Below are 26,401 nucleotides of genomic sequence, written 5' to 3' on the forward strand. Positions count from 1 at the left end.
GCTCCGGGCGGCCATCGGCCCCGAAGCTCAGAAATCGGCCCCGAAGCTCAGAAATCGGGATGACAGGATTGGATCGCCTTGTCATAGAGCTAGACCTAGAAGTACCACCTGAGGGTGATACCTGAGATCCGTGAAAGCTCCTCTTAGAAACATACACCAAGCGAGTGATCAGTCAACCCTGCTACCTCCTGGTGGTAAGGGAGGCGTATCGCAGGCAAGGGGTGGCGCATCGGCGCTCCGAAGTTGAAGCGCTCAAGCCATGTCGTCCAGGAATTTCGATCCCACCCCGCCACTGCTGATCTGCAGGTGATCCCGTGCTCGGGTGCAGGCCACATAGAGCAGATGCCGTTCGGCGGCATAAACCTCATCCAGGTCGCAGTCGTCGGTGATCGCTTCGATCCTTGAAGGGCTTGGGATCACGTCCTCGTCGCAGGCCATCACAGCCACGGCACGGAACACCGGCTCCAGCAGCCGCCACACCCCCGGCCAGTCGGCGGGCTCAAACGGGCGGATCTTCAACGGAGATGTCATTGGTCGGTCACGGACCGGATCCCTACATTGACCACCAGAGATCTTTGCCCATTGATGCGCATCCTTGGTGTTCTTCACCCATCTGGTCTTCTGTCGTCCACGGCAGCTGCTCTGACGGTCGTGCTGCCGCTGTACGGGGTTGGTGGGGCCCAGGCCAGCCCGCCGGCAGAAGCCACCCCTACACCAGCCGCGACGCTGTTCGAGAACGTGCGCATCTTCAATGGCACCTCTCCTCAGCTTTCACCTGCCTCCAACGTGCTGGTGGTCGGGTCCACGATACGAACGATCTCAACCGCCCCGATCTCTCCGCCTTCCGGCTCGGCGCTCACCCGCGTCGCCGGCAACGGCCGGGTGCTGATGCCAGGCCTGATCGACAACCACGTGCACCTGCTGATGAGCGCCAGCAGTCAACGCGACCTGGTTGACCCCAAGATGCCCCTGGCCCTGCTGCAGGAGCGCGCCACCGCCGAGGCCGGCGCCACCTTGATGCGCGGCTTCACCAGCGTTCGTGATCTGGGTGGCCCGATGCTGGAGGCGCGGCCTGCCATCGATCGCGGCAGACTGCCGGGCCCGCGGATCTATCCGAGTGGGGCCATGATCTCCCAGACATCCGGCCATGGCGACTCGCGCCTGCCGAACGAGAAGTCACGGCGCTTCTTCGGGCATGTGTCCCGTGGTGAGCTTATGGGGGCGAACTTCATCGCCGATGGACGCGACGAAGTGCTCACCGCCACGCGGGAAAATCTCCGCGCCGGTGCCAGTCAGATCAAAGTGATGGCCGGTGGCGGCGCTGCCTCGGAGTACGACCCGCTCGATGTCACCCAGTACACGCTCGATGAGATGAAGGCCGCCGTGGAAGCCGCGGAGGACTGGGGCACCTACGTGACCGTGCATGCCTACACCCCCCGTGCCGTGCGGCGCGCCGTGGAAGCCGGTGTGAAGTGCATCGAGCACGGACAGCTGCTGGATGAAGCCACGATCAAGCTCCTCGCCGACAGGGGCATCTGGCTGAGTCTGCAGTCGCTTGATCCAGCGCCACCCACCGCCAAGCCTGCCACCGCCGCCAAGAAGAAACTGGTGATCGACGGCACCGACAATGCCTTCCGCTGGGCGCTCAAACACAACGTCAAGCTTGCCTGGGGCACCGACTTTCTTTTCGATCCGGCCCAGAACGTCAAACAGAACGCCGACATCCTCAAGCTGCGTCGTTGGCTGGGGCCCGCCCAGATCCTCAAGCTCGTCACCCATGACAACGCCCAGTTGCTGGCGCTCTCGGGACCGCGCAATCCCTACCCCGGTCGGCTGGGGGTGGTGGAGCCAGGTGCGCTCGCCGATCTGCTGCTCGTTGATGGCGACCCCCTGGGCAATCTGGAGCTGATCGCCGATCCGCAGCGACGCTTCCTGGTGATCATGAAAGATGGCCGAATCTGGAAGAACACCACTGCCTTCAACGCAGCGGCCAGCAGCCGCTGATGAATCCGCTCCGCATGAACGTGCCCGTGATCGCCGCCAGGATCCTGAGCCATCACCTTCCGTCCGCCCTGGCGTTCTGGGTCCTGGTGGCTGCCGGAGCGGCCAGCGCTCAGGCGCCGGTCGTCGATCCTCCGATCGGCAGCCAGGTTCCAGCCGCCTTCGATCCCCTGCCCGATCGCCTCGTGCAACTGCGCGATGCCACGGTGCTGGCTGATGTCACCTACCGCACTGTTGACGGCTTCCGGCCCCTACGCCTTGATCTCTACCGCCCTCGCTACAGCACCGGCCTCAGGCCGCTGGTGGTGTTCGTGCACGGGGGCGGCTGGACGATCGGTCAGAAGCGGGGAACCGGAGATTTCCTCGATTTCCCCGGCGTGTTGGCCGCCCTGGCCCGGCAAGGGTTCGTGGTGGCCTCGATCGAATACCGCCTCAGCGGAGAAGCCCCCTTCCCTGCCGCCGTGGAGGATCTAGAGGCTTCGATCAGCTTCCTGCGATCGAACGCGGCTCACTACGGAATCGATCCCACGCGAGTGGCGTTGTGGGGATCTTCGGCCGGCTCGCAGCTGGCCGCCCTGGTGGCGCTGCGCTGCGATTCCCACCCCAAGGTCAAGGTCCCTGCTGCCTGCGTGCAGGCCCTGGTGGGCTGGTACGGCCCCTACGACCTGGAGCAGTTGCTGGGCCAGCAGCAGCCAGCCCCAGCCAGCAATCCTGATCCAGCCGCCCAACGTGAACTGGAAGGCGGACTCTCCTTCTTGCAGTGCACAGCGGCTGGCTGCCCTCCCGGTCGCCTGCGGGAGGCCAGTCCAATCCAGCAGGTGAGCTCCCAGGATCCGCCTGTCCTGCTGCTGCATGGCAGCGCTGATCGGCTCGTTCCAGCCTCCCAGTCAAAGCAAATGGCAAGCCGGTTACGGGCGGCGGGGGTGCCCGTGGAGCTCGTCCTGCTGCCCGGTGTCGACCATGGCTTCCGGGGAGCCTCCATCGCCGCCACCAAGACCGCCTCCACTCAAGCCCTGGCGGTTACCTTCGCCTTTCTGCGCCAGACCCTGGGGCGCTGAGCCAAGTCCCAGGTTCGGCCGGATTCAAGCTGATCACCAGATGCGGAGCGGTGGCCAGAGCGGACCGTTGATGGGTGTCCGCTCCTTCCCAGCAATGCTTTGGTCGCTCGATCGAGTAGGGCGGGCCTGGGCTGGTTACAAGCCCGCAAGAACTTCGCAGAAGAGCTGGTACCCGATTGCAGCCTGCTCAGGCCACCTCCGGGTACCAGCCCCGCTGGCGCGTCATGTCGTCGGTCCAACCTCCTGCCGGGGCACCCGATCTATGCCGTGTCCGGCCTGGATCGCATAAGGGCCTCCTGCTTGCCCCCTTCGACCACCTGCTGGCCCTCGACATGACCGACAGCCTCCACCTGCTCACCGCCGGCCGGCTGTTAACCCCTGCGGAGCTGCATAAGCGGAGGTCGCGGCCTCCGGAACCCCCAGAACCCACGGAGCCCCACCCAGGAGCCTCCCTGCGGGCGGAATCCCTCCCGCGCGAAGGGCTGGAGGCCTGCCGCCGGGGCTCCCATGGCCCACCCTGGACTCACCTGGACCTCGGAGGCCCGGCAACCTCCGGCAACTGCACGCGAACCGATGACCCCTGAGCACCCGTGGGAGCAACTGGACGCCGAGCCCTCCAAGGCGTTCTCCGCCTTCGGGTTCTTCCTGCACCTTGGCCCAGGTCGCAGCGTCTCCAAGGCCGCCCAGGCCGCTGGCGTGAGCGCTTCGACCGCCAAGCGGATGGCCCGGACATTCGACTGGAGCGCCAGGGTAGAGGCCTACGACCGCGACCTGCTGCCCCGGATCAGCGAACTGGCCCAGGCCGAGACCGCCGCCCAGCACAAGGCCGCGCTGCTGCGCTTCCGCCTCGATGAAGAGCGCCGAGCCCAACGGCTGACAGAGGCCGCCGACCTCCTGCTGGACCTCTGCGGGGCCTCTATGCGGGCGATGGTGGCCGATGGCCAGGGAATCTCCCCGACGTTGCTCGCAAGCGCCCTCAACGCTGCCGCCGCTACCAGTGAGAAGGCATCCAACGCGATGGCCTCAACCCTGGGCGTCGACGAACTGGTGGACGCGGTCCAGACCCTCGGCCTCATGGGAGACACCGAGGCCAACGACTGACGCAAGGAAGGGGGGCCAGCAGCGCTGACCCCCCTCCGAGACGACCCGCACCCCGAGCCGTCGACAGCCTGCCGAGGCACAGAATGGGGCCCCCGAGGGAGCCCAGTTCGGGGGATCGAGCGCTCCCCCTCTTCCTCAAGGTTCCCGCCAGCTCCGAGCGATGGCCTCGCCGATGAACGCCTCTCCCGCGATCCGCCCGAGGATCACCTGGGGGCGGTGACGGAGCCTCAGCGCCCACCCAGGGAACCCACGCGCCTGGCGGAGCATGAAGACCCGTTCCTCTGGCTGCTGGAGCCTCCGCAGCCGGTGCCGGATCGCCTGGAGCCTTCGGGCTCGCCCCGTCGCCTGGAGCTGCTGTTGGCGGTTCATGGCTGGCCCTCCCCTGGCAGAGGTCCGAGGGCTTCGATGGCCTCCTCCAACAGCAGCCGCGCCAGAACGGTGGGCCGCTGCCCGAGCCTCGCGGCGTGGGCCTCGATCCGCTCGCGGGCCGAGCGCCGCAGCCGGATCGTCATGGCCACGAGAGGGTCTGGGCCTGCCTCGTACCGGCCTCTCTGGTCTCTCTCCTGGCTGGTCAACACGGGGAAGGCGGAGCCCCTGACGATACCTCCATGCCCGCCGTACACAGCGGACCTCTCGCGGTGTACGGGCTACTCTGGAGGCCCCGCGCCTCCCCTCCATGGACCTGCACGACCTCGCCAGCGATGACCACGCGATCACCTACGAGCTGGCCCGCGTCGACGTCTCACCCGCCCAGCTGCTGGAGGCCGCTGGCCCCGACGTGATGGCCTCCGGCTCCCTGGGCGCTGCCCTGGCGGAGCTGGACACAGTTCTGCTTGGGGACTGATGGCCTAGGCTTAGCCACCAACCTTAGGGGCCCTGATCCTGGCGGGCATCGGTGCCTCGATCGGCCTGGCGCTGGTGAGGGCCTGCCTGACGGGTCCGCCGCCGCCAGGGGCCCCTCATTCAGATAGACCGCGAAGAGCTCATAGGCACTGCTGGTCTCATCGGGTCTCTGGTCCCAGGGGTTAGCGGTCATCGAGGGGCTCCACGCCCACAGGTTTTCGATCAGATGTCGCCGTCGATCGCCGGCCGTTCAGATCCTTCGGGCACAGGGCAACAGGGCCATTCCGGTCCCGTCAACCACCAGGTGAGGGGGACGTCGAAGTTCTCCAGCAGCTTGCGTCGATGAGCAGCTCTCCGCTCAGCGATGGTGGACCGTGTCTGCTTGTAGCGGGGGTCGATGTTCCGGCGGAAGCTCACAGCAGCGGTCAGTCACTGCCATGGGATTCCGAGGGGTCCGTATCAAGTAATTCCACAGTTCCAGTAGGAAAACCCGGAGTTACCGGCTACCGATCCCCCGGCAGCACCCAGCGGTAGAGGACTTGCTGAGCCCCCCTCGGCCCCAGCTTCTTCGCATCGCTGATCCCCCCCAGGCTTCTGACCACGGTTCCGATCGTCCTGGCAGGTTTGGTATCGCCGCCCTTGAGATCCAGGGCAAGCCAGACGGCCTTGCGCAGGGTCGCAGCAGCCTCAGGCGTCTTCAGCGCCTGCGTGGCCACCACGACCATCGGATCGTCTCCGGCCCGACGATTGCCATCACAAAGGCTGCCTACTCCGGCCTGCAACAACAGCTCCTGGACTTCGGCCAGGTTGGCCGAGATCAGGTCCCCCCCCGCGCCCCCCTCCATGGCTATCTGGGTCTCGCGGAGCGCTTCCTCCCTGGTGTCCTGCACTTCCTTGTGCGCCCCCACCGCCTGGAGCCGGAGGCTTCGGACAAGCAGTCCCCTCCAGGGATCCAGATCGCTGTAGGGCACCGGTTCGGTCCTCGTCTCCTGGCCCTTCCCGTTCCTCCGCTCCCTTGTCAGGGGCTTCACGGCGACCAGTTCCTCTGTGGCCCAGCCGTCGACCTTGGCGTAGTGAAGGGTGTAGTCCCGGAACAAGGCCAGCTCCTGGATCTGCCGCTTGGCGGCCAGGACGTAGACCTGCTCCAGGATCTCGATCTCCCGTCCCTTGGCGATCTTGAGACCATCCGCCTGCTCTCGGGCACTCACCAGCTCTTCACGGATCTCCTCTTCCTCACGGCCCAGCAACGGAAGCGAGCGGTCCCAAGCGGTCTTGGGGATGTAGGCGACGCAGGTGGATGCTGTGCGCTCGCGCCGCCCTGCCTGACCACCGCAGATGTTCGGTGGCAGCGTCCGGCCTCCTGCGACGAAGACGGTCTCGGCGAACACTCCGACCCAGCTGACCCCTGACTGGGCCACGGGCGTGCAGATCACCAGGTCCAGGTCCTCCGCCTCCCCACGCAACACCTTCTGTGCCGGCAGTGAGTCCTTCGACTCAGCATCGATGATCAGCACCCGCGAACCAGGAGCGGCCTCCAAGACCGCATCGCGCAGAGCCCGAGCGGAGAGCCCGCGCCTCCCTTCGCCGTCCTTGCCCTTGGCCCCGGTGACCACGAGGAGCGGCTTCCCTGCTCCACCCCGCTCTGTGACATGACCCAGCAGGCAGTCGCGCCAGCGAGCCTGATCCGATGTCCACTGCATCGTGCGACTTGCCTCCTTCGCCGGGCAACCCAGCACGGAATTGGCCTCAGCCCGATTCATCAAGCGGAGCAGCTCCCGCTCCGGGGGGCCGGCCTGGGCATCCATGGGGAGCACGACAGCGGCATGGTCGATCGAGCGAACCAACGAAATCCCTGCTCGCCAGCGATGGGCGGGCGTCTCCCAGATGGAGCCTTGCCCGCAGGGCGAAAGCAGGAGGTCGGTTAGGAGTTGGCGGACCTCATCGAGAATCAGCACCGTGACCATGGCGCCTTGTCCAGTGAGCACCGGGGGGGATCCAGTGTCGCCGTAGGACCAGAACTCCCCCCAGTGAGCCCGATCGCCGTTGAGCCTGCTCAGGGATCCCAATGAAGGGAGACAGCAGACATAGCGGTTGGGGAGGCACCCTGGCCCTGAGAACGGGTCCCCCTTGCCTGTGCGGGTCCCTGAGACGTTCACCGCCCTGAGCTTTTCCGCCACTGGGGCGTTGATGGTCCGCCTGGGCGTGATCACAGCCAGCGAGAGCGCTGGCATTGCCTTCGCCAGTCGCTCGATGTAAGCGCAGGCTCCTTCGGTCTTGCCTGTGCCAGTCCTGCAGACCACTATCCCCTCTTCCCTCCAGAGCGCCTCGCTGATGGCGGAGGGTGTTGGGTCCGCCAGCTCCGTGGCTTCGAGCACCCCCTGCAGTTCAAGTGTTGGGCGCTGCCAGCTGTGTTCCCGCTCAGCCCACCCAACCAGCCACGCCAGGCGCTCGCTGACTCCCTCCGGGTCGTGCGCGAAGGTGTTGCACCAGGCTTTCAGCCCCTCCAGGGATGACTTGCCTTGCTTGTCGAGGTGTCCAGCCCTGTGGAGCACCTCAGCCGCCTCCTGGGGACCCAAGGCATTGCTCAGGGCGCCTACCAGCGTCAGCACTTTGGCGTAAGTCCCTGCCCCTGGAACCCGTACCGGAACTGCACGGGCCAGGCTCACCAGCTGATCGAGCCGCTTATCACCGGTGCGTCCCAGGAAGCGGCCTTGGATGCAGGTCTGCGCGATCACCACCTGGGCGGCGGCCCTCGGAGCGGAGGTCCTCTTGGCCCACTCCTCCACCTCTGACCACGTCAGGCCCAACTGCTCCAGCGCCACCGAAGCGCTGCCCCACTGCATCACCTGGGCAACCCGCCCGGTCTTGAGGTGGATGGACCCCGGCAGCCGCATCACCTGGGTGGGGCGATGGCAGGCCGGATCCAGGGCTCCTTCGGGCAGATCGATCTGGGCGGCTGAGGCCGCCTCCAAGATCCGCTGGTGCCACAGCTCCGACGTGGCCCTGTACTGCCCGGCAGGGATCGGCGTCGCTGATGCGATCCAGGCATGGATCGACTTGCCGCCTGTGTCCAGCAGGGTGAACCGGAACCCGTAACGGGCCTCGACAGCAGCGAACAGCTTGAGCTGAAGGTCCCGGCTGTCGGGTAGATCGATCTCGGCCCGAAGGCCATAGGCCTGGGTGATCTGCTCCTTCTTCGACCCGCCCTGGGCGGCGATGAAGCCAAGCTGCCGGCCCTGGTCCAGCTCCACCGGCAACCGTGTCGCCACCTCCTGCAAGATCGAGTCGTCCCAGTGGACCGGCAGGGCTCCCCCGCCTTCTTCCCTTGGCCTCCAGCGAAGGTGACGGCTTCCGTCGCCGCCATAGAAGGTGACGGCGACTGGATCTCCTGAGCCGATACCCGCTGCCAACTCCAGGAAGCGAGGGACCGCTGCGAGCTCCTGGTTCAGACGATCAGCTACTTCCATCGAGGGCCGCCGAAGGGTTACCCCCCCTCCCTTGGTCGTTGGTCAGGCAGGCAACGGTCAGGCCTGAGTTCCTTGGAATCCGAGGTGGAAGGCACCACATAGGGGACAGGGTCCTCGTAATACCGAGACTCCTCCAGTTGATCGGGCTCAGCAGCGTTGCGATCCCGATCCTGCGTTGCCCCTCCTCTGTTCGGCGCGGATGTCAGCCGAGTGAGAACCCTCTCCGCCCAACCTGGGCCGTCAGAGTCCCGATCTGAGGGCTGCTGATGACGACTCGCTTGGAGGCCATACACAATGTCGACCAAGCGCTTGATGGCTCGACGAGCTTCTCGATCGACGCCCTCTCCAGGTGCTGAGTGAGGCTGCCCTAGATCGAAGACCTTCGGATCCGGGCCGCCCTCATCTAGCCATCGCTCGATCAAGGCCACCAGGACGTTCTGCATGGAGCGGCCATGCCGGCCGGCCGCCTCCTGGATCTGGGCGTGAACCTCGGGCGTGACCTTCAGGAGGATGCTCTTTGCTGCCATGACTATCAAACCGCTAGTAGCAAGCTATCAAAGCGCTCGATACCTGCAAGTACCTGACGCTTCTCGCCATGGCGGAGATAGACCGCTGCGGCCATCCGCTCGCTGTGGGCCTGCGCCAACGCAGCGGTCTTGCGGTCCATGCCGTCGGCCTGGGCCCGAATGGTCCAGAGATGCCGCAGGTCCGTCCAAGTAGGCAGGCAGGTGAAACCTGCAGCGGCGAGATCCTTGTGAACCGACTTGAGCAGCCGTGAGGAGTGGCGGGTGTTCCGCTCCGCCACCTCCTCGCTCGGCGAGCGCTCCTTCGGGTCGATGCCAGGAGTACGCAACAGGGCGGGATCCAGCTCAGTGAGCCACTGACGAGGGTGAATCGCGGCGACGAACTCCTTGCGCACCTTCGGAGAGAACCCCTGCAGGCCCATCGGCCTTCCCTGCCGTTCCCACGACTCCCAGTCGAAGAACGCCACCTCACTGGGCCGGCAACCGGTCGCCGCCACCACCCGGCAGAACGCCTGAGCGACGGGATCCTGGATCAGCAGGAACATCGTCTCGACGTCCGCGTCGGTGGCTGCCTCGGTGAAGGCACGCTTGACCTTCGGAGTCTGGGCGCGCCGATGCTTCGGCAGGACCCAGGTCAACCCGTTCAGTTCGATGGCCCACTGCGCCACGAAGAGCCGGTCCGAGTAGTTGGCCGTGGCCCGAGCCACGCCATCTCCCGCCCAGGCAATGGCGTTGGGACTGTCGAGCGCCAGGCTGCGCAGGTCCAGCCAGGTAAAGAGCCCCTGCCCGTGCCTGAGGAGCTTGCGCTTGCGGCCGAAGCCACAGCCCCGAGCACGGATGTGATCGAGGAGAACCCGCCGTTGCCGGTCCAGGACGGCGTCGCAGGGTTGGGAAGCGGGACGACGACGCTGGCGAGTGTCTCCACCATCCAACCAGGAGCGAACCAGTCGCTGCCCGGCAGCCAAGGCCAGTTGCCTCTCGGTGGTGGTCAGGGGCCCCAGCCCTTTACGGATCGGCTGTCCATCAATCCCTTGGATCGTCCGTGTCGTGTGCGTACTGCGCCTGCCCCAGTCGCCGCTGAGCAGCAACTTGAGGCCCTGGCGAGTGTTGCTCCACTCGTAGCGGAATGGGCAGGGGAAGATCGCCTGGCGCAGCTCGTGCGTGAGCCAGCCCAGCTCGCTGGAAGGGGTCGAGACCATGTCGGGATTGGCGCCTGAGACAGGCACCTGAGCTATAGGATAAGCATAGCAAACCGCTATAGCCGTCCCGACTGGATTTGGACCGTTCTCGCTAGCGGTTTACTAGTGGAGAACGGGGTGATTGAGTCGGGATGACAGGATTCGAACCTGCGGCCCCTTCGTCCCGAACGAAGTGCGCTACCAAGCTGCGCCACATCCCGCCTGCGGAAGTTTACGGGATCGTCCCCGGGCCGGGTTTCTAGACTTCCGGCTCCAGGATTCAGGCAGTGATGGCTCCCGACGCCCTGCTCAAGCCCGACTGGTTACGCGTCAAGGCCCCCCAGCGGGAGCGGATCGGGGCGGTGGCCGATCTGCTGGTGGACCTGAAGCTGAACACGGTCTGTCAGGAGGCCAGCTGTCCGAACATCGGCGAGTGCTTTGCCGGTGGCACCGCCACCTTCCTGATCATGGGGCCGGGCTGCACGCGGGCCTGCCCCTACTGCGACATCGACTTCGACAAGAGCGTGAGAGCCCTCGACCCCACCGAGCCGGAGCGGCTGGGAGAAGCGGTGGCCCGCATGGGCCTCACCCACGTGGTGATCACTTCGGTGAACCGCGACGACCTTGACGACGGCGGCGCCAGCCAGTTTGTGGCCTGCATCGCCGAGCTGCGTCGCCGCTCACCCGGCACCACCATCGAGCTGCTGATCCCTGATTTATGCGGCAACTGGCAGGCCCTGGCCGCCGTGATGGAGGGGGCGCCCGAGGTGCTGAATCACAACATCGAAACCGTGCCGCGGCTCTACCGGCAGGTACGACCGCAGGGGATGTACGGCCGCTCGCTGGAGTTGCTGCAGCGGGTGCGCCATGGCTGGCCCCGCACATACACCAAATCGGGATTGATGGTGGGGCTGGGGGAAACCGATACCGAGGTGATGGCGGTGCTGGGGGACCTGCGTGCCCACCGGGTCGACATCGTGACCATCGGCCAGTACCTCTCGCCAGGTCCCAGGCATCTGGCGGTGCAGCGCTTCGTGACTCCCGGGCAGTTCGCTGGCTTCAAAGCCACCGGCGAGGGAGAGCTGGGCTTTCTGCAGGTGGTGAGCAGCCCCCTCACCCGCAGCAGCTACCACGCTGGTGAGGTGCAACGGCTGATGCGACAACACCCCCGCTGAGGCCGCGCTCAGCAGAGCTCCCCAGGCGCCAGGGCCTCCAGGTCGAGCCAGCCCCCAGCCGGCAGCGGCAGGCGCAGCCGGTGGGCATGCAGCCGGTAGCCGCTGTCGCCCGGCAGGGCTCCGGGCCGGGGATTCCCCCCCGGTCCATAGAGGGGATCACCCAGCAGAGGAATCCCCACACTGGCCAGATGGATGCGGATCTGATGGGGACGACCCGTGCGGATCGTCACCTCCACCAGGTGTCCATGGGAACGGCGCTCCAGCAGTCGCACCTCGCTCCAAGCGGGCAGGGCTTCAGGGTCATCGGCCCCGGCAGCGGCAGCCCAGATCTGACCAAGCCCGGCATGGGGGCGCCGGCCGATCGGGGTGGTGATCGCCAGGGCCTCGCCCAGGCCCAGCTCCAGTGGGGCCGGCACGGTCAGAGCCCGGTACACCTTGCGGCAAGCAGCGGCAGGGGGAGCGGAGCGGACATCAGGCCGGCCCTGCGGTTGGAGCTCGGCGGTGCTGTCTCGCAGCCTGGCGCTCAGCCAGGCACGGCTCTGGGGCCGGCGGGCACAGACCAGCAGCCCCGACGTGTGGCGCCCGAGCCGGTGCACAGGCCGCGGCAGTGCCGGGAACGCCCCGCCCCCATCAGGCCCGTGACCCTGGAAGGATCGCTCCAGCAAGCGCAACACGGTGTGCTCCAGAAAGCCCCCGGCGGGGAGCACGGGCAGGCCGCTGGGCTTGTCGATCACATAGAGATCCCCGTCGTCGTGGATCAGCCGCCAGCTCGCCGGCACGGCCTCCTCTCGCCAGGGGGGGCGCTGCCACTGGAGCCGATCGCCGGTGCTGAGCAGCTCGTCGCCATCGAGCCGACGGCCATTGACCAGGATTTCGCCCTCCTGCAGGCGCACTCTCCAGAGGGAGGCCTCGGAATGGCGGTAGCGCTCCGCCAGGAACGCGCTGATCAGAACCGGTGCCTGAGCCTGATTCACCCGGTCGCTGTAGGTCCAGCCCTGGTTGAGCCGGGCCGGCAACCAGCCCGGCGGCAGCGATTCAGTCAACCAGACCGTTCTCGAGGGCGTAGCGCACCAGTTCGGTGCGGCTGGTGGTGCCGGTCTTAGTGAACAGGCGGCTCACGTACTTCTCGACATTGCGGATCGAGGTTTCCAGGCGGCGGGCAATCTCCTTATTCATCAACCCCTCGGCCACCAGCTGGAGCACGCTCGCCTCGCGGGGGGTGAAGGAATGAATGGCCGGTGTGGCGCTCTTGTGGGAGCCGGTCTGCTGCAGCAGGGAGCGGATCTCGGTGATCTGACGCGCCATCTGGCCGATGTCTGCATCGGCATAGCGCGCCGCCTCGGCCAGCAGCCGCTCCTGACGGCGCACCACGTTGTGCACCCGCGCCACGAGCTCATCCGGGTCGAAGGGCTTGGGGATGTAGTCGTCGACCCCAGCCTGGAAGCCCTCGATCCGGTCGGCCGTCATGCCCTTGGCGGTGAGGAAGATCACCGGAGTGCCCCCCAGGCGCTCGTCGCCCCTCAGGCGCTTGAGCAGGCCGTAACCATCCAGGCGCGGCATCATCACGTCGCTGATCACCAGGTCGGGAATGAGCTCCTGCGCCGCCGTCCAGCCCTCCTCGCCGTCTTTGGCGGTGGTGACTTCAAAACCCTCATCCTCCAGATAGGCCTGGACTGCGGTTCGCAGGCCCGGTTCATCGTCGACCAACAACAGCCGGGCCGGAGCCGGTGGGCTGATCGGAGTGTCCTCGCCGCTGCTCTCCCCTTCCGGCCTGCTGGTGGAATCGATCTGGCTCATGGACCGGCAACCGGCTGGCGTTGGAAGGAATCTATCCAGGCCTGCGCGGCGGTCAGAGGTTGCCGGCGGGCACCACCTGCTCCCGTTCCACCCGGTTGCCGCTGTAGCCGTGCTGAAGAGCCAGGCTGCGCAGGCTGTTGGGGTCCTTGCCGGCCTGCTCGGGGAAGCAGGTGGCCCACCAGACCAGATGATCGATGCGGTTGGCCGGCGTGACCACTCCGCCGGGATTGAGTTCCCGCAGGATCAGGTTGCGGCCGTCGTTGGTGACCCGCAGCGGCGCTGTGGGCGAACACTGGACAGTCTCGGAGCGGACCTTGACGTCGTTGGGCAGCTCCTCCCAGACCTTGATCCGCCAGACCTGGGGCTGGACGGGATCGGCACTGATGCCGAACACCCCCAGGGCCTGCTTACCGTCTGCGATGTCCCGCTCAAATAACAGGGCCAGCCCGGCGGGGCGGTTCTGATCCGGACGCACGAACACGCTCTGGGCCCCGGCTGAGGGCATGGAGATCAGCGCCGCCGGGGCGAGGCCGGCCAGGGCAACAGCCACAAGCCGCAATCGCGAGGTTGAAGCCATCGGCTGGTTCAGGGCTGCTGAGTTGTCAGCATGGAACGGTTCGCCGGGGATGGGAAGGAGGGATGGCCACCACCTATCTGGACCACCAGGCCACCACTCCCTGTGATCCAGCCGTGGTGGCGGCGATGGCTCCCTACTGGAGCGAACGGTTTGCCAACCCCTCCAGCCGCTCGCACCGCTGTGGCCTGGAGGCAGCGGCGGCGGTTGATCTGGCCCGCAGCAGCCTGGCCCAGCAGCTGGGTGTGGCCCCAGAGCAGGTGGTGTTCACCAGTGGGGCCACGGAGGCCAACAACCTGGCGATCAAAGGGCTGGTGGAAGCCCGGCGCCAGAGGGGCAGGCACCTGCTCACCCTGGCCACGGAGCACCGGGCGGTGCTGGAGCCCCTGCGCTATCTCGCCGGCCACGGCTATGAGCTCACCGTGCTGCCGGTGCAGCGTGATGGCCTGGTGGACCTGAACCGATTCAGCGAGGCCCTGCGCGACGACACCCTGCTGGTGAGCGTGATGGCCGCCAACAACGAGATCGGCGTGCTGCAAGCCCTCGCCTCCATCGGGGCACTCTGCCGCGAACGGGGCATCGCCCTGCACAGCGATGGAGCCCAGATCTTCGGGAACCGCCCCCTGCGGCCCTGTGAGCTGGGCCTCGACCTGTTCAGCCTCAGCGGTCACAAGATCTACGGACCCAAGGGCATCGGCGCCCTCGTGCTTGCTGAGGGGATCGTCGTCGCACCCCAGCAGCATGGCGGCGGCCAGGAAGGGGGCTTGAGAGGGGGAACCCTGCCGGTTCCCCTGATCGTGGGGCTCCAGCGGGCGGCGGAGCTGGCCAGCCAAGACTGGCAGGCGCGACAGCAGCGACTTGGCGGGCTGCGGGATCGGCTGCTGGCGGGTCTGCTGGAACTGGGGGGGGTGCGGGTGAACGGCAGCCTGGAACACCGCCTGGGCCACAACCTCAATGTTCAGGTGGATGGGGTGGATGGCACCCAGCTGCACCGGGCCCTGCGGCGTCAGCTGGCTGTAAGCGGTGGCTCGGCCTGCAGCAGCGGCAGCCCCTCACACGTGCTGGCCGCCCTGGGGCTGACGCCGGCGGAAGCAGCGGCCTCGATCCGGTTCGGGCTCGGACGCCCCACCACGGCTGCGGAAATCGACCAGGCCGTGCTGGTGGTGGCGGAGGCCCTTAAGCAGCTGCGGGGCTGATGAACGATCCTTGCCTCCAAGGCCACTTTTCCTCAACCTTTAATAAATCATGGTTGATCCTTAATCAACGACAGTCCGCTGCAGAGGCTTACCTTGCCGAGATCCATCTCGATCCGTGCCGCCGCACTGGCTGCAGAGGACCCGACCCTGCAGTCACTGGGAACAACGACGCAGCGGCGGCAGCGGGAGCGCTTCCTTGCCGGTGCGATCGACGGACTGCTGGGAGCCTTGGGCACGGCCCTGGTGCTCTCGGCGGCCGGGAGGATCGCCGGTATCGGTGGCAGTCGACCCACGTTCGTGCAAGCCGTGGTGACGGCGCTGGGCCTGCTGCTGCTCACAGCCGGCTGGGGTCGACTCGGCCGCGGGCTGCTGGAAGGGACGGCCACGCCCGACGGGCAGAGGCAGCTTGAGCACGTGGTGGGCTGGTTTCCCTTCGGCGCCATGGCCTTGTTTGCCACTTACAGGCTTGGAGTCAGCGACGTGGAGGCCTACAAGGTTCTGGTCTCGGAAGGGAGCGTGGTGGAGTGGCTGACGTTCCTGTTCTTTCTTGCCGCCGGAGCCCTCTTCCTGCTCACCGGGAGAGGGGAATGGGTGACGGACAGGGCCAAGGGACAACTGGGTTTAGGTGCGCTCTTCCTCGCCCTGGGCATGGTCAGCCTGCTGATCGGCTTCGAGGAGATGAGCTGGGGCCAGACCATCTTCAACTGGGACACGCCGGAACTGTTCAACAACGTCAACGCCCAGAAGGAAACGAACCTGCACAACCTGGCGCTGATTCAGGACCGGATCTGGACCATCACAGCTGCGGTGTGCGTGGGGCAACCCTGCTGGTGGGTCTGCGTCGTGCCCTGGAGGCAAAAGGACGCCTGATCCCGCGCTCAATGGCCGATGCGGTTCTGCCGCACCCCACGCTGCTGGGCTACTTCCTGTTTGCGGCCCTCCTCTACGTGCCGGTGGTGCTGATCAAGCACGACGTGGCCATCCCTGTGCTGGTGACCCGCGACCAGGAGGTTGCTGAAGCCCTCTTTTCCCTGGGTGTGCTGGTGCATGCCGGCCGCTGTTACCTCCGCTGGGCCCAGCCCCTCGATCAGACCCTGCTTAACCTGGCAGCAGCACCCGACTGAGCAGAACGAACCCCTGATCACGGCCCTCTCACGGGAATGGGTGCCCTCAGGCCAGGCGATGGCGCTGGTGCTGCTGCTGGTGATGCTGCTGCTGCTGCTGGTTCAGAGCAGCTGGAGAATCCCTTCGCCGTAGTGACGGAAGCGGGGCAGAGGTTCCAGGCCATGCCGTTCCAGCACCGCCGAGAGGCGCTCGCTGGCCTCTGGCAACCGCTGGAAGGGGATGGCCGGAAACGCGTGGTGGGCGGCGTGATGGGGTAGCCCACCCAGGCAGGCATTGAGCCAGATGCTGGCACCGACGCTGCGGGAGGAGCGCAGCTGGGTGAGCCGATGGCTCGCGGAGGGACTCCACAAGCCATGGTGCTCGATCAGCCCGCGGGTCTGAATGATGAAGCCGATGATGCGTTCCACCACCAGCCAGAAAAGTAGATAACGCAGAAACACACCATGGGCGATCACCAGGCCGAGCATGGTCAGATGCAGCGCCAGCACGCCGGCCAGGTCGAGCCGCAACCGGGCCGGCAGTCGGGGATCACAGCCGCGCAGCACCACTCCCTTGTGGGCTGTATCGACGATCAGTCCCACGCCGCCCAGCAGCAGAGCCCTGAGCCAGAAAGGATGGCGCTGATGCCACCGGCGCAACGGGCCGGCCTGCAGAATCTCCTCTTTCAGGGGTTCGACCCTCTCGGGATCCCGCCTGTCGCATCCGTTCCAGCGGTGATGCAGCCGGTGCAGCGAGGCATAGGTGGCGAAGGGCCAGGCCATCGGCCAGCTGATCAGACAGGAGAAGACGAACTCCAGTCGCGGACGGCCGAGCAGGGTGCCGTGCACCGCCTCATGGGTGGAGATCAGCAGCAGGGCATAGGCGATGCCGGCGACCGTCACGGAGCCCATCGACGCCAGCGGGCTCTCTGTGCTCCAGAACCTCCAGGTGCCCCCGATCAGCAGACCGCCGAACGTGGCAATCCGCAGCAGGCTCAGCAGCGGAGCCACCGTGGTGAGATCGGCCACGGCCTCGCGCAGATCCGACTCCAGCCGATGCAATGAAGACCCGTGGAGATCAGCGGCTTTCCCCATGAAACCGTGTGCCCGCGTTTCCTCAGGCTATGGCTTCCATCAGGGCCTCGCATACGACTGAACGGGCTGGTACTGCAGGCATCCGCCGCCGTCAAAGAGGCCGGTTCGGATCGGCTCCGCTGCGATGGCTCCGCCCATCGGGGGGGGGGTAGCCCGGCGTCACCACCTGCTCCCGCAAGGAACAGGTGCCACTCTGCGCGAAGTGGATGTCGACGTCGTGCAAGCGCCGAAGGTCAACCCTCTGGCCACAAACCTCATCTACGGCCCCGCACATGGTTCGAGTTCTCCGCCGGAGATCGTCCCTTCTGGGTTTTCACGCCCACCAGGACTCCCTTCACTGAAAGACGACCCAACCGTGCGGCCCAGGGCCGCACCTGACTGTATTCAGACCACCACTGCTTCGATCCTTTGAAGCAGGGCCCTGATCGCAACGTGATCCGCGTGGCATCGCCCTGAAGGCCGCGGCCCACCGTCACGGCGGTGGCCATCCTGGGGATGGTTGCCACACCCTCATGACCGACACCACTCCTCAGCTGCGGTTCCGCGACGGCACGGCCATGCCAGCCCTGGGCCTGGGCACCTGGCAGGTGGAGCCCGCGGCGGTGGGTCCGATGCTGAGCACAGCGCTTCGCCTCGGCTATCGCCACATCGACGCCGCCGCGATCTACGGCAACGAGTCCGCCATCGGCGCGGCCCTCGCCCGGGCCCTGGGGAGCGGTGACGTGACCAGAGAACAGCTCTGGATCACCTCCAAGCTCTGGAACGACGCCCATGACCCGGCGCAGGTGCGACCTGCGCTGGAGCGCACCCTGCGCGACCTGAGGCTCGACTGGCTCGATCTCTACCTGATCCACTGGCCCGTGGCCCATCGCTCCGGCGTGACCATGCCCAGCAGCGGGGCCGATCAACTGAGCCTCGAGCAGCAGCCCCTGGCAGACACCTGGGGCGCCATGGAGGAGCTGGTGGAGGCAGGCCTGGTGCGCCACATCGGTGTGTCGAACTTCAGCATCGCCAAACTCACCGCCCTCGCCGCCGCTGTGCGAATCACGCCGGAGGTGAACCAGGTGGAGCGACACCCCTGGCTGCAGCAGCACGCCCTGCTCAGGTACTGCTGCAACCACGGCATCCTTCTCACGGCTTACGCCCCGCTGGGGAGGGCCGCCTCGGCTGATGGCGGGAGCCTGCTGGCCGATCCGGTGATTACCGCGATCGCTGCCGCACATCGCGCCACTTCGGCCCAGGTGCTGCTGGCCTGGGGTCTGGCCTGCGGCACGGCAGTGATTCCCAAATCGGTCCATCCCGAGCTTCTCGCAGCCAATCTGGCCGCATCCGGGCTGTGTCTCAGCCCCGAAGACCTTGTGGCGATCCGCGCACTGGATCGCCACCATCGCCTGGTGGACGGCAGCTTCTGGGTGCTGCCAGACGGCCCGTACACCCTCACCAACCTCTGGGATGAGGTCGCCGCTTGATAGGCCGCTCCAGGCGCCGCAGTTGTCGACAACGGCCGCCAGAGCCATCAGCATGACTGGCGTGAACGCTTCTTCCGCACCACCTCCACAAAACCATGACGGGCAGCGAAGGCAAAATCATCGTTGGAAGCGAGGAATGGTGCAGTTTTCCCGAAGCGGGGCTGCCGGCGATCAAGGCACGGGTCGATTCAGGCGCGGCCACATCCTCCCTGCATGCCCTCAACATCGTGCCCTTCCAGAAGGATGGCTGCACCTGGGTCAGCTTCGAGATCCATCCGCTGCAGGGCGACCGCAGTGTGGTGGTGCGCCATGAGGCCCCCGTGCGCTCCAAGCGGGAGGTGAGGAGCAGCAGCGGCGCCGTGGAAAGCCGCTACCTGATCCGGGAGCGCCTGGTGCTCGGGGATCAGAGCTGGGAGGTGGACCTCACCCTCGCCAACCGCGACGCCATGGGATATCGCATGCTGCTGGGCCGGGAGGCCATGGTGGGCCGAATCCTCGTGGATCCGGAAGGCAGCAATCACCTGCGTGAGGTCAGCCCCGAAGAAAGCCGGGCGTTGTATGCCCATGCGGTTCAACACAAGAGTGGTCTGCGCATCGTGCTGCTGGCCAGCAATCCGGATCTCTACAGCAACCGTCGTCTGATTGAAGCTGGCGAGGAACGCGGCCATGAGATGCAGTTCCTGAACATCAGGCAGTGCTACATCCGCCTGGATGCCAAGAATCCAGAAGTGCATTACCGAGGCGGAGATGTGCTTGGGGCCGTGGATGCCGTCATCCCGCGCATCCGTCCGAGCGTCACCTTCTATGGCTGCGCCGTCACACGGCAGTTTGAATCAATGGGTGTGGAAGTGCTCAACAGCGCTCAGGCGATCACGGCCTCCCGCGACAAACTCTATGCCTCCCAGGAGTTCGTCCGCTCCGGCCTCAACTCACCGATCACCGGCTTCGCGGATTCCCCCCACGACACCGTGGATCTGATTCAGATGGTGGGCGGCGCCCCTTTGATCGTGAAGTTACTGGAGGGGGCCCAGGGCAAGGGGGTGGTGCTGGCTGAAACCCAGAAAGCGGCCGAAAGCGTGATCAACGCTTTGCAAAGTCTGGATGCCAATCTCCTTGTTCAGGAATTCATCAAGGAGGCGAGCGGCTCGGACCTGCGTTGTTTCGTGGTGGGGGGCAAGGTGGTGGCTGCGATCGAACGGCGCGCCGCCAAGGGGGAGTACCGCGCCAACCTGCACCAGGGCGGTTCGGCCAGCGTGGTGCAACTCGAGCCGGAAGAGAAACAGATGGCCGTCAAGGCCTGCAAGGTGCTGGGCCTGGATGTGGCCGGCGTGGACATCCTTCGCTCCCACCGGGGGCCGCTCTTGCTGGAAGTCAACTCCAGCCCGGGGCTTGAGGGGATCGAAGCTGCCACAGGCAAGGACCTGGCCGGCAAGATGATTCAGAAGTTGGAGCAGAAGCTGGGCTGGGTTCGCCCCTTGTCGCAGGAGGCCGTCACCCAGACCACCGCCGCGAGTCAGTGAAACCAACACCTCCGCGGCCTGCCGATCAGACCAGCATCCGGCTGAGCAGCACGAAGCCCAGCACACCGATCACCGACAGGATCACCTGGGCCAGCCTGCTGACCAGCATGCCGGCCACCACCGCCAGTCCCACCAGCAACGAGCGCCGCAACCGCTCCAGACCGAAGGGGCCCAGCTCCGTGGAAGCAGTGATCAGTTCGCCCAGGCTGGCTCCCAGCAGGGGTCCCACCAGGGCCCCCAGCAAGACACCACCGAAGGGAAGAGTGGGCAGCAACCCCAGAAGTCCCACCACCAGCCCGATGGCGGCACCGATGTAGGCCCACCGGGTGGCCTGCAACCGGGCGGCTCCCAGCAGCATGCCCAGGGCGTCAGCGCCCCAGCCCAGAGCCAGAATCATCAGGGCCAGGGCCAGGGCTGGCCAACCCACGCTCCAGCCCACGGCCCAGCACCACAGGCCCGCCCCCAACGGCAGCAAGGCCAGGCCGGGCAACACCGGGAAGATGGTGCCTGGGATCGCCACAAGCTGGATGAGCAGGGCCGCCCACCAGATCGCATCGAGGCGGCTCATCAGGACGGTTCGAGGGGGATGGGGCGTCGTCTGCCGACCCGCAGTTTGGCCGAACGGCTGCGGGGATTGTGCTCCTGCTCGGAGGCATCGGCCACCAGCGGCTTGCGCGTGATTCGTTCAAGCCGCTCATCAGCGAGGACGGCGGTCTTGACGCGCCGGTCTTCGAGGGAATGGAAGCTGATCACCGCCAGCCGTCCGCCGGGGACCAGCCAATCTGGGGCGCGGCGCAGCCATGTGTCGAGCACGGCCAGTTCATCGTTCACGGCGATGCGCAGCGCCTGGAAGGTGCGCGTGGCCGGATGGAGACGGCCGTAGCGGGCCTTGGGCGGATAGCAGCCGGCCACCAGGTAGGCCAGGGCGGTCGTGCCACGCCCCGAACCCGGTCCGGCGGCCCCGCTCCAGGGACGCTGCTCCACGATCCGCCGGGCGATCCGGCGCGACAGCCGCTCCTCGCCGTAGGTGTAGATCAGATCCGCCAGCTCACTTTCCTCCAGCCGGTCGAGCAGATCGGCGGCGGTCTCGCCCTTCGCAGGGTTCATACGCATGTCAAGGGGGGCATCGGCGCGGAAGCTGAACCCCCGCTCCGCCACGTCGAGCTGGGGGCTGCTGACCCCCAGGTCGGCCAATACTCCGAATGCCTGCTCCGGCGGCGTGTAGCAGGCGAAATTGGTGGCCACCAGCGTGGCGCGATCACCGAAGGGCGCAAGGCGCAGTCGGGCCGCCTCAAGAGCGGTGGGATCCTGATCGAGACCGATCAGCCGCAGCCCGGGATGGGCCTCCAGCAACAGGGCGCTGTGGCCGCCTCCGCCCACGGTGGCATCGATCAGCAGGCCTTCGGCAGGCAGACCGGCGAACGCCTCCAGCACGGGGCCGGCGAGCACCGGGATGTGGTCGAACGTCTGCTGCATGGGTTCCTTCCTAAGATCCCCGAGTTCGCCTTCGAGTCCCCGGGCCCATGACGCAACTGGAAACGCGCACGGAGCCGATGGTGGTCAACTTCGGGCCGCACCACCCGTCGATGCACGGGGTGCTGCGCCTGGTGGTGACCCTCGATGGTGAAGACGTGGTGGATTGCGAGCCGGTGATCGGCTATCTGCACCGCGGCATGGAGAAAATCGCTGAGAACCGCACGAACGTGATGTTCGTGCCCTACGTGAGCCGCTGGGACTACGCGGCCGGCATGTTCAACGAGGCGATCACGGTCAACGCCCCCGAGAAGCTGGCCAGCATCCAGGTGCCGAAACGCGCCAGCTACATCCGGGTGCTGATGCTGGAGCTGAACCGCATCGCCAACCACCTGCTCTGGCTTGGCCCCTTCCTCGCGGATGTGGGTGCCCAGACTCCCTTCTTCTACATCTTCCGCGAACGGGAGATGATTTACGACCTCTGGGAAGCGGCCACCGGTCAGCGGCTGATCAACAACAACTATTTCCGCATCGGTGGCGTGGCGGCTGATCTGCCCTACGGCTGGCTGGAGAAGTGCCTCGACTTCTGCGATTACTTCGGCCCGAAGATCGACGAATACGAGAAGTTGATCACCAACAACCCGATCTTCAAACGCCGCATCGAGGGCCTGGGGGTGATCAGCCGGGAGATGGCGATCAACTGGAGCCTGTCGGGCCCGATGCTGCGGGCCTCCGGTGTGCCCTGGGACCTGCGAAAGGTCGACAAGTACGAATGCTATGACGACTTCGACTGGGACATCGCCACCGAACAGGAAGGCGATTGCTATGCCCGCTATCGGGTGCGAATCGAGGAGATGCGCCAGTCCCTGAAAATCCTGCGCCAGGCCTGCCTGGCTATTCCCGGTGGCCCCACCGAAAACCTCGAAGCCCGCCGCATGAGCGAAGGCAAGAAAAGCGAGTGGTACGACTTCGATTATCAGTACGTGGCCAAGAAGGTAGCGCCGACCTTCAAGATTCCTGTTGGTGAGCTCTACGCCCGAGTGGAATCAGGCAAGGGCGAACTGGGGGTGTTCATCATGGGCAACGACGATGTGACCCCCTGGCGCTGGAAGATCCGCGCCGCTGATTTCAACAATCTGCAGATCCTCCCCCACATCCTTACCGGGGCCAAGGTGGCCGACATCATGGCGATCCTGGGCTCGATCGATGTGATCATGGGTTCGGTGGACCGCTGAATGCTCGTTCCAAACCTCAAGCCTTGAGGCCTACTCCGCTGCGGCGCCGCTGGCTCGGACAGTTGCGTCACTGCGGGGTTCTGATTCCAGCCACTCTCACCGGTTATCTCTGGCTCAAAGGCCGCCACCCAGGCCTGCCCGGCCTGAGCTGTCCATTGAGGGCGCTCACTGGTATTCCTTGCCCAACCTGCTTCCTGACCAGGGCCACTGCTGCCGCCCTGAACGGGGAACTGGGAGAAGCGCTTCACTGGCACGCCTTCGGACCGGCCGCCGCCGCGCTGCTGCTGGCGTGGTCGTTTCAGGCGTTGCGCAGCGGCCGTCTGCTGCCGAAGAACCTCAGGGAGATCCACCTGGGCTTCACGGCGGTGCTGCTGGTGCTCTACTGGGCGGCGCGCATCGGGCTCACCTATGGGCTCGGCAGGGCTGCATTTCCGACATGATCTTGTTGCATTGCCTTGAGCATGGCTGCTTTCGTTGATGCCCAACCTTCAATCATCTGATCGATCATGTGATTCTGAGATGCTTCGACACCCTCGGCACCATTGTCCGAGTAGCCGGCGCTGCATTCTGAATCGATGAGTTCGCCAGTCCTGTTGGTTGACTCCAGCTCTGAGCCACCAATCCCTGCTGACCAGAGCAGGGCCTGAAAGAGAGGGGACCAAGAAACTGTCAGGGGGCTGAAACTTCAATCACATTGGCGTAGCCACCCACTTCCTTGAGAGTAAAGCTACGGTTGCCGGTCATCAGCCAGGAACGGCCCTGGGCGTCCTTCATCTTGCGGTTCAAGGTGGTGGCGGGGCCGGCAGGGGTGAAGACAAAGATCGGCCGGTCCCCGGCGGAGAACTCCATCTGGAACCCATCGTCGGGTGCAGGTCTGATGGTGCAGCTTTGCTTCACTTTGTTCATCCAGCAGGTGACCTTGGAGCTGGGACCGGCCAGGGCCGGCTGAAAGCTGATCAGGACGACACCGCTGATCAGGGCAAGGGCAGGAAGGAGCGACTTGGTCATGGGCTCGGGGACATTGACCACTCAGTCTGTATCAACACTCCAGCCCTGTTCCTGGAAGCGGTGAGCACCAGGTTGGCGATTGATGGCATGTGTCGGATGCAGCCCAGACTGTCCGCTCGGATCCACTCGCGTTCTGTGGCTCAGAGCCTGCTGCGGGGTGGCGGCCCACTCTCCCCGTGGCAATCTGGATCTCACGAATCCTCGGCCTGCGGCACCTGGCACTGGTGGAACTGGTCATCTGAGCTGGGGAAAAGCGATCTGAGTGATCAGCCCAGACCGTCCATGCAGACCGCTTCCTGTGATGGAGACCAACCGAGCAGGCCTGCCCGCCTTCTGACACCTTCCTGAGCCCGATGCTGCAGGTCCTGGCCATCGCCGGCTACCGCTCCCTGCAGCAGCTGGTGCTGCCGCTGGGCCAGCTCACCGTGATCAGCGGTGCCAACGGCAGCGGCAAATCCAACCTTTATCGCGCCCTGGGCTTGATCGCGGCGGCGGCCCGCGGCGAGCTGGTGGCCAGGCTGGCCCGGGAAGGGGGCCTGCCGGCGGTGCTCTGGGCCGGACCGCAGCAGCTCAGCCGAGCCATGCGCGCCGGGGAGCAGCCGGTGCAGGGCGGTCCGCGCAGCAAGCCGGTGCGGCTGAAGCTCGGCTTTGGCAGCGATCTGCTCTCCTACGCGATCCAGCTGGGCTACCCCCAGAACGGGAAGAGTGCCTTCAGCCTCGATCCCCAGATCAAGCGCGAATGCCTCTGGGCCGGCGTCAGTTTTCATCCGCGCGCCCTGCTGGCCGACTGGACCCCCAGCGAAACCACCACCGCCGCAGCGGGAATGGGTGGTCTGCTGGGCGGGGAGGCGGATCCGCAGAATACGGCGGAAGTGCTGGCGGTGCGGGAGCTGATCCTGAGCTGGCGCTTCTACGACAGCCTGCGCACCGATGCGGCGGCACCGGCCCGCCATCCCGGCATCGCCAGCCGTTGTCTTGCCCTGAGCAACGACGGCCATGATCTGCCCGCCGCCGTGCAGACGATTCTCGAAATCGGCGATGCCCGCGGCCTGCAGAGCGCCGTTGCCGACGCCTTCCCGGGTTGCGAGCTGAGCCTTGACACCAGCTCGTCCACGTTCCGGCTGCAGCTGCGCCAGCCAGGGCTGCTCAGGCCCCTCGATGCCAGCGAACTCTCCGACGGTACCCTGCGCTATCTGCTGCTCACCACCGCCCTGCTCAGCCCGCGATTGCCCCCCCTGCTGGTGCTCAACGAACCCGAAAACAGCCTGCATCCCGACCTGCTGCCTGCCCTGGCGCGGCGCATCGCCGCTGCGGCACACCGCACCCAAGTGTGGGTGATCGCCCATGCCCCCGCCTTGATCACGGCTCTGGCCGGCGAGCAGGGCTGCCGCCACCATCATCTGACGCGGGAGCTGGGGGCCACGCTGCTGCCAGGCCAGACCACCCTCGAGCGAGGCGCCTGGCGCTGGCCCTGAGCGGTTCCCCATGACCAAACCCAATCCCTTCCGCCTCTGGGTCCCTGTGCAAACGCTGCTGTTCCACCGCGCAGAGGGGTGCTACCCATGACACCCCCTTGCTGCGCTTCCGGCACACTCCGATCACCATTACCCAACCCAGAAGGCGGGTCGAGGGAGACTCTGTATTAAGGTATACAACTTATTCACCCATGCCTGGTCCATGAACCGCATTGCCTTCGCTGCAGCCGCTCTCACCATCACCAGCAGTGGCCTCAGCCTTGGCCTGATCACGCCCGCCGGCCATGCGGCCGATGATGAAGCCAAAATCGAAGCTCGCGTGGGCAGCTGGGGCCGCAACTGCAAGAGCGCCATCGCCGACAAGTTCAAGGCCAAGACGATGGCCGATGTGGAAGTGACCCTCGCAGATTCGCTGCGGACCAGTATCGATGCCGGCGAATTCAGTCTGGCCGACCTGAAAAGCAACGGCCTTTCCTACAACTTCCGGGTCCACCACCTGCCCGGCAAAGATCCTGAGGGGTATTGCAATACCGATGGCCAGGGCAACGTGGATGAAATCACCAACATCCACAACTGATTCTCAGCAGATGGGATCCTCTCAAGTACCAGGCCAACAGCCAGTCACGCGCTGACCTGCACAGAAACGGCCTGGGCGAACTGACCACCGCCCAAGCCTACGATCTGAATTCCTGGAAGGACAACTGTTCCTCCTTGGTGGCGGGGCCGGCAGGGGTGCACACAACGATCGGCCGCTCTCCTTGAAGCTGCCAAGTCAGGCTGAAGCCTGATCAGAGCGTCAGCATGCACCGATTGCCCTCCAGACCGTCAACACGGATCCGATGGAGATGGGTGGCTCTCCATCTGTTGCTGGGACTGGGGTGGATTGGCCTGATCCTGGCGAGCAACCCCAATCCAAAAAAGGCGCAGCTCGCACTGATGTTGCAGCTGGCTGGCGGGCTTGCTGCCTTCCTTCCACATGGAGATTATTCACGCCTATGCCTCTCCCCTTCAACCCGTGCCAGCGCCCCCAATCCCTGGTGCTGCAGCGCTAGACGGCTTCATCGGCAGGCCGAGAAGGCGTTATAGACGCAGCCAGAACTGACCCCTAG

General features: G+C 65.9%; 27 protein-coding genes, 1 tRNA gene and 1 pseudogene. 15 read left to right on the forward strand and 14 right to left on the reverse strand.

Going from position 1 to position 26,401, the window contains the following annotated elements; genetic code table 11:
• Nucleotides 1–252: 252 nt before the first annotated feature.
• On the reverse strand, nucleotides 253–531 hold the full coding sequence (locus CJZ82_RS07305) for an ATP-dependent helicase (protein ID WP_198949687.1): 279 nt from the start codon (nucleotides 529–531) through the stop codon (nucleotides 253–255).
• Between the two features lie 54 nt (nucleotides 532–585).
• Between CJZ82_RS07305 and CJZ82_RS07310 the strand changes: the two genes are divergently transcribed.
• The 3 genes from CJZ82_RS07310 (at nucleotide 586) to CJZ82_RS07320 (ending at nucleotide 4,160) form a co-directional block, all read left to right on the forward strand.
• Nucleotides 586–2,004, forward strand: a complete 1,419-nt coding sequence (locus CJZ82_RS07310) for an amidohydrolase family protein (protein ID WP_094555133.1) — start codon at nucleotides 586–588, stop codon at nucleotides 2,002–2,004.
• Complete coding sequence (locus tag CJZ82_RS07315; protein WP_094555134.1) at nucleotides 2,004–3,059, forward strand: alpha/beta hydrolase; 1,056 nt, start codon at nucleotides 2,004–2,006, stop codon at nucleotides 3,057–3,059. The genes CJZ82_RS07310 and CJZ82_RS07315 overlap by 1 nt, the downstream gene beginning before the upstream one ends.
• Nucleotides 3,060–3,632: 573 nt before the next feature.
• Nucleotides 3,633–4,160: a hypothetical protein gene (locus CJZ82_RS07320; RefSeq protein WP_094555135.1), complete on the forward strand. Its 528-nt coding sequence runs from the start codon at nucleotides 3,633–3,635 to the stop codon at nucleotides 4,158–4,160.
• Nucleotides 4,161–4,295: 135 nt separating this feature from the next.
• Here CJZ82_RS07320 and CJZ82_RS07325 read toward each other — a convergent pair whose 3' ends face one another.
• Both CJZ82_RS07325 and CJZ82_RS18295 read right to left on the reverse strand, forming a co-directional pair.
• Nucleotides 4,296–4,529, reverse strand: coding sequence for a hypothetical protein (locus CJZ82_RS07325; RefSeq protein ID WP_094555136.1), 234 nt, complete (start codon nucleotides 4,527–4,529; stop codon nucleotides 4,296–4,298).
• Nucleotides 4,526–4,672: a hypothetical protein gene (locus CJZ82_RS18295; RefSeq protein ID WP_158218504.1), complete on the reverse strand. Its 147-nt coding sequence runs from the start codon at nucleotides 4,670–4,672 to the stop codon at nucleotides 4,526–4,528. The genes CJZ82_RS07325 and CJZ82_RS18295 overlap by 4 nt, the downstream gene beginning before the upstream one ends.
• A gap of 164 nt (nucleotides 4,673–4,836) precedes the next feature.
• Between CJZ82_RS18295 and CJZ82_RS18300 the strand changes: the two genes are divergently transcribed.
• Nucleotides 4,837–5,004: a hypothetical protein gene (locus CJZ82_RS18300; RefSeq protein WP_158218505.1), complete on the forward strand. Its 168-nt coding sequence runs from the start codon at nucleotides 4,837–4,839 to the stop codon at nucleotides 5,002–5,004.
• A 221-nt stretch (nucleotides 5,005–5,225) separates the two neighbouring features.
• Here CJZ82_RS18300 and CJZ82_RS17730 read toward each other — a convergent pair whose 3' ends face one another.
• From CJZ82_RS17730 to CJZ82_RS07345, 4 genes are all read right to left on the reverse strand, one after another.
• Entirely contained in the window at nucleotides 5,226–5,420 is a 195-nt protein-coding gene (locus CJZ82_RS17730) for a hypothetical protein (protein WP_143593563.1), read from the reverse strand.
• An 86-nt stretch (nucleotides 5,421–5,506) separates the two neighbouring features.
• On the reverse strand, nucleotides 5,507–8,470 hold the full coding sequence (locus tag CJZ82_RS07330; protein ID WP_094555137.1) for a DEAD/DEAH box helicase family protein: 2,964 nt from the start codon (nucleotides 8,468–8,470) through the stop codon (nucleotides 5,507–5,509).
• A gap of 532 nt (nucleotides 8,471–9,002) precedes the next feature.
• Nucleotides 9,003–10,193: a site-specific integrase gene (locus CJZ82_RS07340; protein ID WP_094555139.1), complete on the reverse strand. Its 1,191-nt coding sequence runs from the start codon at nucleotides 10,191–10,193 to the stop codon at nucleotides 9,003–9,005.
• Between the two features lie 126 nt (nucleotides 10,194–10,319).
• Nucleotides 10,320–10,393 (reverse strand) — tRNA-Pro (locus CJZ82_RS07345).
• A gap of 84 nt (nucleotides 10,394–10,477) precedes the next feature.
• Here CJZ82_RS07345 and lipA point away from each other — a divergent pair.
• Nucleotides 10,478–11,347, forward strand: coding sequence for a lipoyl synthase (gene lipA, locus CJZ82_RS07350; protein ID WP_094555197.1), 870 nt, complete (start codon nucleotides 10,478–10,480; stop codon nucleotides 11,345–11,347).
• An 8-nt stretch (nucleotides 11,348–11,355) separates the two neighbouring features.
• Here the strand turns inward: lipA and CJZ82_RS07355 are convergent, their stop codons facing one another.
• Genes CJZ82_RS07355 through CJZ82_RS07365 form a run of 3 tightly spaced genes read right to left on the reverse strand, consistent with a single transcriptional unit; the run spans nucleotide 11,356 to nucleotide 13,721 of the window.
• Entirely contained in the window at nucleotides 11,356–12,390 is a 1,035-nt protein-coding gene (locus tag CJZ82_RS07355) for an RluA family pseudouridine synthase (RefSeq protein ID WP_233130097.1), read from the reverse strand.
• The gene (locus tag CJZ82_RS07360) at nucleotides 12,383–13,144 is read right to left on the reverse strand and encodes a response regulator transcription factor (RefSeq protein WP_094555141.1); all 762 of its coding nucleotides are present in this window, start codon (nucleotides 13,142–13,144) and stop codon (nucleotides 12,383–12,385) included. Before CJZ82_RS07360 ends, CJZ82_RS07355 begins: the two co-directional genes overlap by 8 nt.
• Before the next feature lie 52 nt (nucleotides 13,145–13,196).
• Entirely contained in the window at nucleotides 13,197–13,721 is a 525-nt protein-coding gene (locus CJZ82_RS07365; protein WP_198949688.1) for a hypothetical protein, read from the reverse strand.
• Between the two features lie 62 nt (nucleotides 13,722–13,783).
• On the opposite strand from CJZ82_RS07365, the gene CJZ82_RS07370 reads away from it, so the two are divergent.
• The 3 genes from CJZ82_RS07370 (at nucleotide 13,784) to CJZ82_RS07380 (ending at nucleotide 16,038) form a co-directional block, all read left to right on the forward strand.
• Nucleotides 13,784–14,914, forward strand: a complete 1,131-nt coding sequence (locus tag CJZ82_RS07370) for a cysteine desulfurase family protein (protein WP_094555142.1) — start codon at nucleotides 13,784–13,786, stop codon at nucleotides 14,912–14,914.
• Nucleotides 14,915–15,007: 93 nt separating this feature from the next.
• Nucleotides 15,008–15,784 carry a hypothetical protein gene (locus CJZ82_RS07375; RefSeq protein WP_094555143.1) on the forward strand — a complete coding sequence of 259 codons (777 nt, stop codon included), beginning with the start codon at nucleotides 15,008–15,010 and terminating at the stop codon, nucleotides 15,782–15,784.
• An 11-nt stretch (nucleotides 15,785–15,795) separates the two neighbouring features.
• Nucleotides 15,796–16,038: a hypothetical protein gene (locus CJZ82_RS07380; RefSeq protein WP_094555144.1), complete on the forward strand. Its 243-nt coding sequence runs from the start codon at nucleotides 15,796–15,798 to the stop codon at nucleotides 16,036–16,038.
• A 102-nt stretch (nucleotides 16,039–16,140) separates the two neighbouring features.
• Here the strand turns inward: CJZ82_RS07380 and CJZ82_RS07385 are convergent, their stop codons facing one another.
• Nucleotides 16,141–17,112 carry a fatty acid desaturase gene (locus CJZ82_RS07385; RefSeq protein WP_094555145.1) on the reverse strand — a complete coding sequence of 324 codons (972 nt, stop codon included), beginning with the start codon at nucleotides 17,110–17,112 and terminating at the stop codon, nucleotides 16,141–16,143.
• A 512-nt stretch (nucleotides 17,113–17,624) separates the two neighbouring features.
• Between CJZ82_RS07385 and CJZ82_RS07390 the strand changes: the two genes are divergently transcribed.
• From CJZ82_RS07390 to rimK, 3 genes and pseudogenes are all read left to right on the forward strand, one after another.
• Nucleotides 17,625–18,581: an aldo/keto reductase gene (locus CJZ82_RS07390; protein WP_198949689.1), complete on the forward strand. Its 957-nt coding sequence runs from the start codon at nucleotides 17,625–17,627 to the stop codon at nucleotides 18,579–18,581.
• 95 nt (nucleotides 18,582–18,676) lie between these two features.
• Nucleotides 18,677–19,078: pseudogene (locus tag CJZ82_RS19550) on the forward strand (ATP-dependent zinc protease); the annotation flags it as partial.
• Between the two features lie 90 nt (nucleotides 19,079–19,168).
• A complete protein-coding gene (gene rimK, locus CJZ82_RS07395) occupies nucleotides 19,169–20,101 on the forward strand; it encodes a 30S ribosomal protein S6--L-glutamate ligase (RefSeq protein ID WP_369820030.1) in 933 nt (310 codons plus the stop codon).
• A gap of 25 nt (nucleotides 20,102–20,126) precedes the next feature.
• Here rimK and CJZ82_RS07400 read toward each other — a convergent pair whose 3' ends face one another.
• Nucleotides 20,127–20,669, reverse strand: a complete 543-nt coding sequence (locus CJZ82_RS07400; protein WP_094555147.1) for a DUF456 domain-containing protein — start codon at nucleotides 20,667–20,669, stop codon at nucleotides 20,127–20,129.
• Complete coding sequence (gene rsmH, locus CJZ82_RS07405; protein ID WP_094555148.1) at nucleotides 20,669–21,577, reverse strand: 16S rRNA (cytosine(1402)-N(4))-methyltransferase RsmH; 909 nt, start codon at nucleotides 21,575–21,577, stop codon at nucleotides 20,669–20,671. The genes CJZ82_RS07400 and rsmH overlap by 1 nt, the downstream gene beginning before the upstream one ends.
• A gap of 47 nt (nucleotides 21,578–21,624) precedes the next feature.
• Between rsmH and CJZ82_RS07410 the strand changes: the two genes are divergently transcribed.
• Entirely contained in the window at nucleotides 21,625–22,809 is a 1,185-nt protein-coding gene (locus tag CJZ82_RS07410; RefSeq protein WP_094555149.1) for an NAD(P)H-quinone oxidoreductase subunit H, read from the forward strand.
• Between the two features lie 23 nt (nucleotides 22,810–22,832).
• Complete coding sequence (locus tag CJZ82_RS07415; protein ID WP_233130098.1) at nucleotides 22,833–23,249, forward strand: DUF2752 domain-containing protein; 417 nt, start codon at nucleotides 22,833–22,835, stop codon at nucleotides 23,247–23,249.
• 229 nt (nucleotides 23,250–23,478) lie between these two features.
• Here the strand turns inward: CJZ82_RS07415 and CJZ82_RS07420 are convergent, their stop codons facing one another.
• On the reverse strand, nucleotides 23,479–23,817 hold the full coding sequence (locus CJZ82_RS07420; protein WP_094555151.1) for a hypothetical protein: 339 nt from the start codon (nucleotides 23,815–23,817) through the stop codon (nucleotides 23,479–23,481).
• 353 nt (nucleotides 23,818–24,170) lie between these two features.
• Between CJZ82_RS07420 and CJZ82_RS07425 the strand changes: the two genes are divergently transcribed.
• On the forward strand, nucleotides 24,171–25,292 hold the full coding sequence (locus CJZ82_RS07425; protein WP_094555152.1) for an AAA family ATPase: 1,122 nt from the start codon (nucleotides 24,171–24,173) through the stop codon (nucleotides 25,290–25,292).
• 202 nt (nucleotides 25,293–25,494) lie between these two features.
• Nucleotides 25,495–25,869, forward strand: coding sequence for a hypothetical protein (locus CJZ82_RS07430; RefSeq protein ID WP_094555153.1), 375 nt, complete (start codon nucleotides 25,495–25,497; stop codon nucleotides 25,867–25,869).
• The last annotated feature ends 532 nt before the right edge of the window (nucleotides 25,870–26,401 follow it).

This window comes from Synechococcus sp. 1G10 (genome assembly GCF_002252625.1).
In the GTDB taxonomy this organism is placed as follows: Bacteria; Cyanobacteriota; Cyanobacteriia; order PCC-6307; family Cyanobiaceae; genus Regnicoccus_A.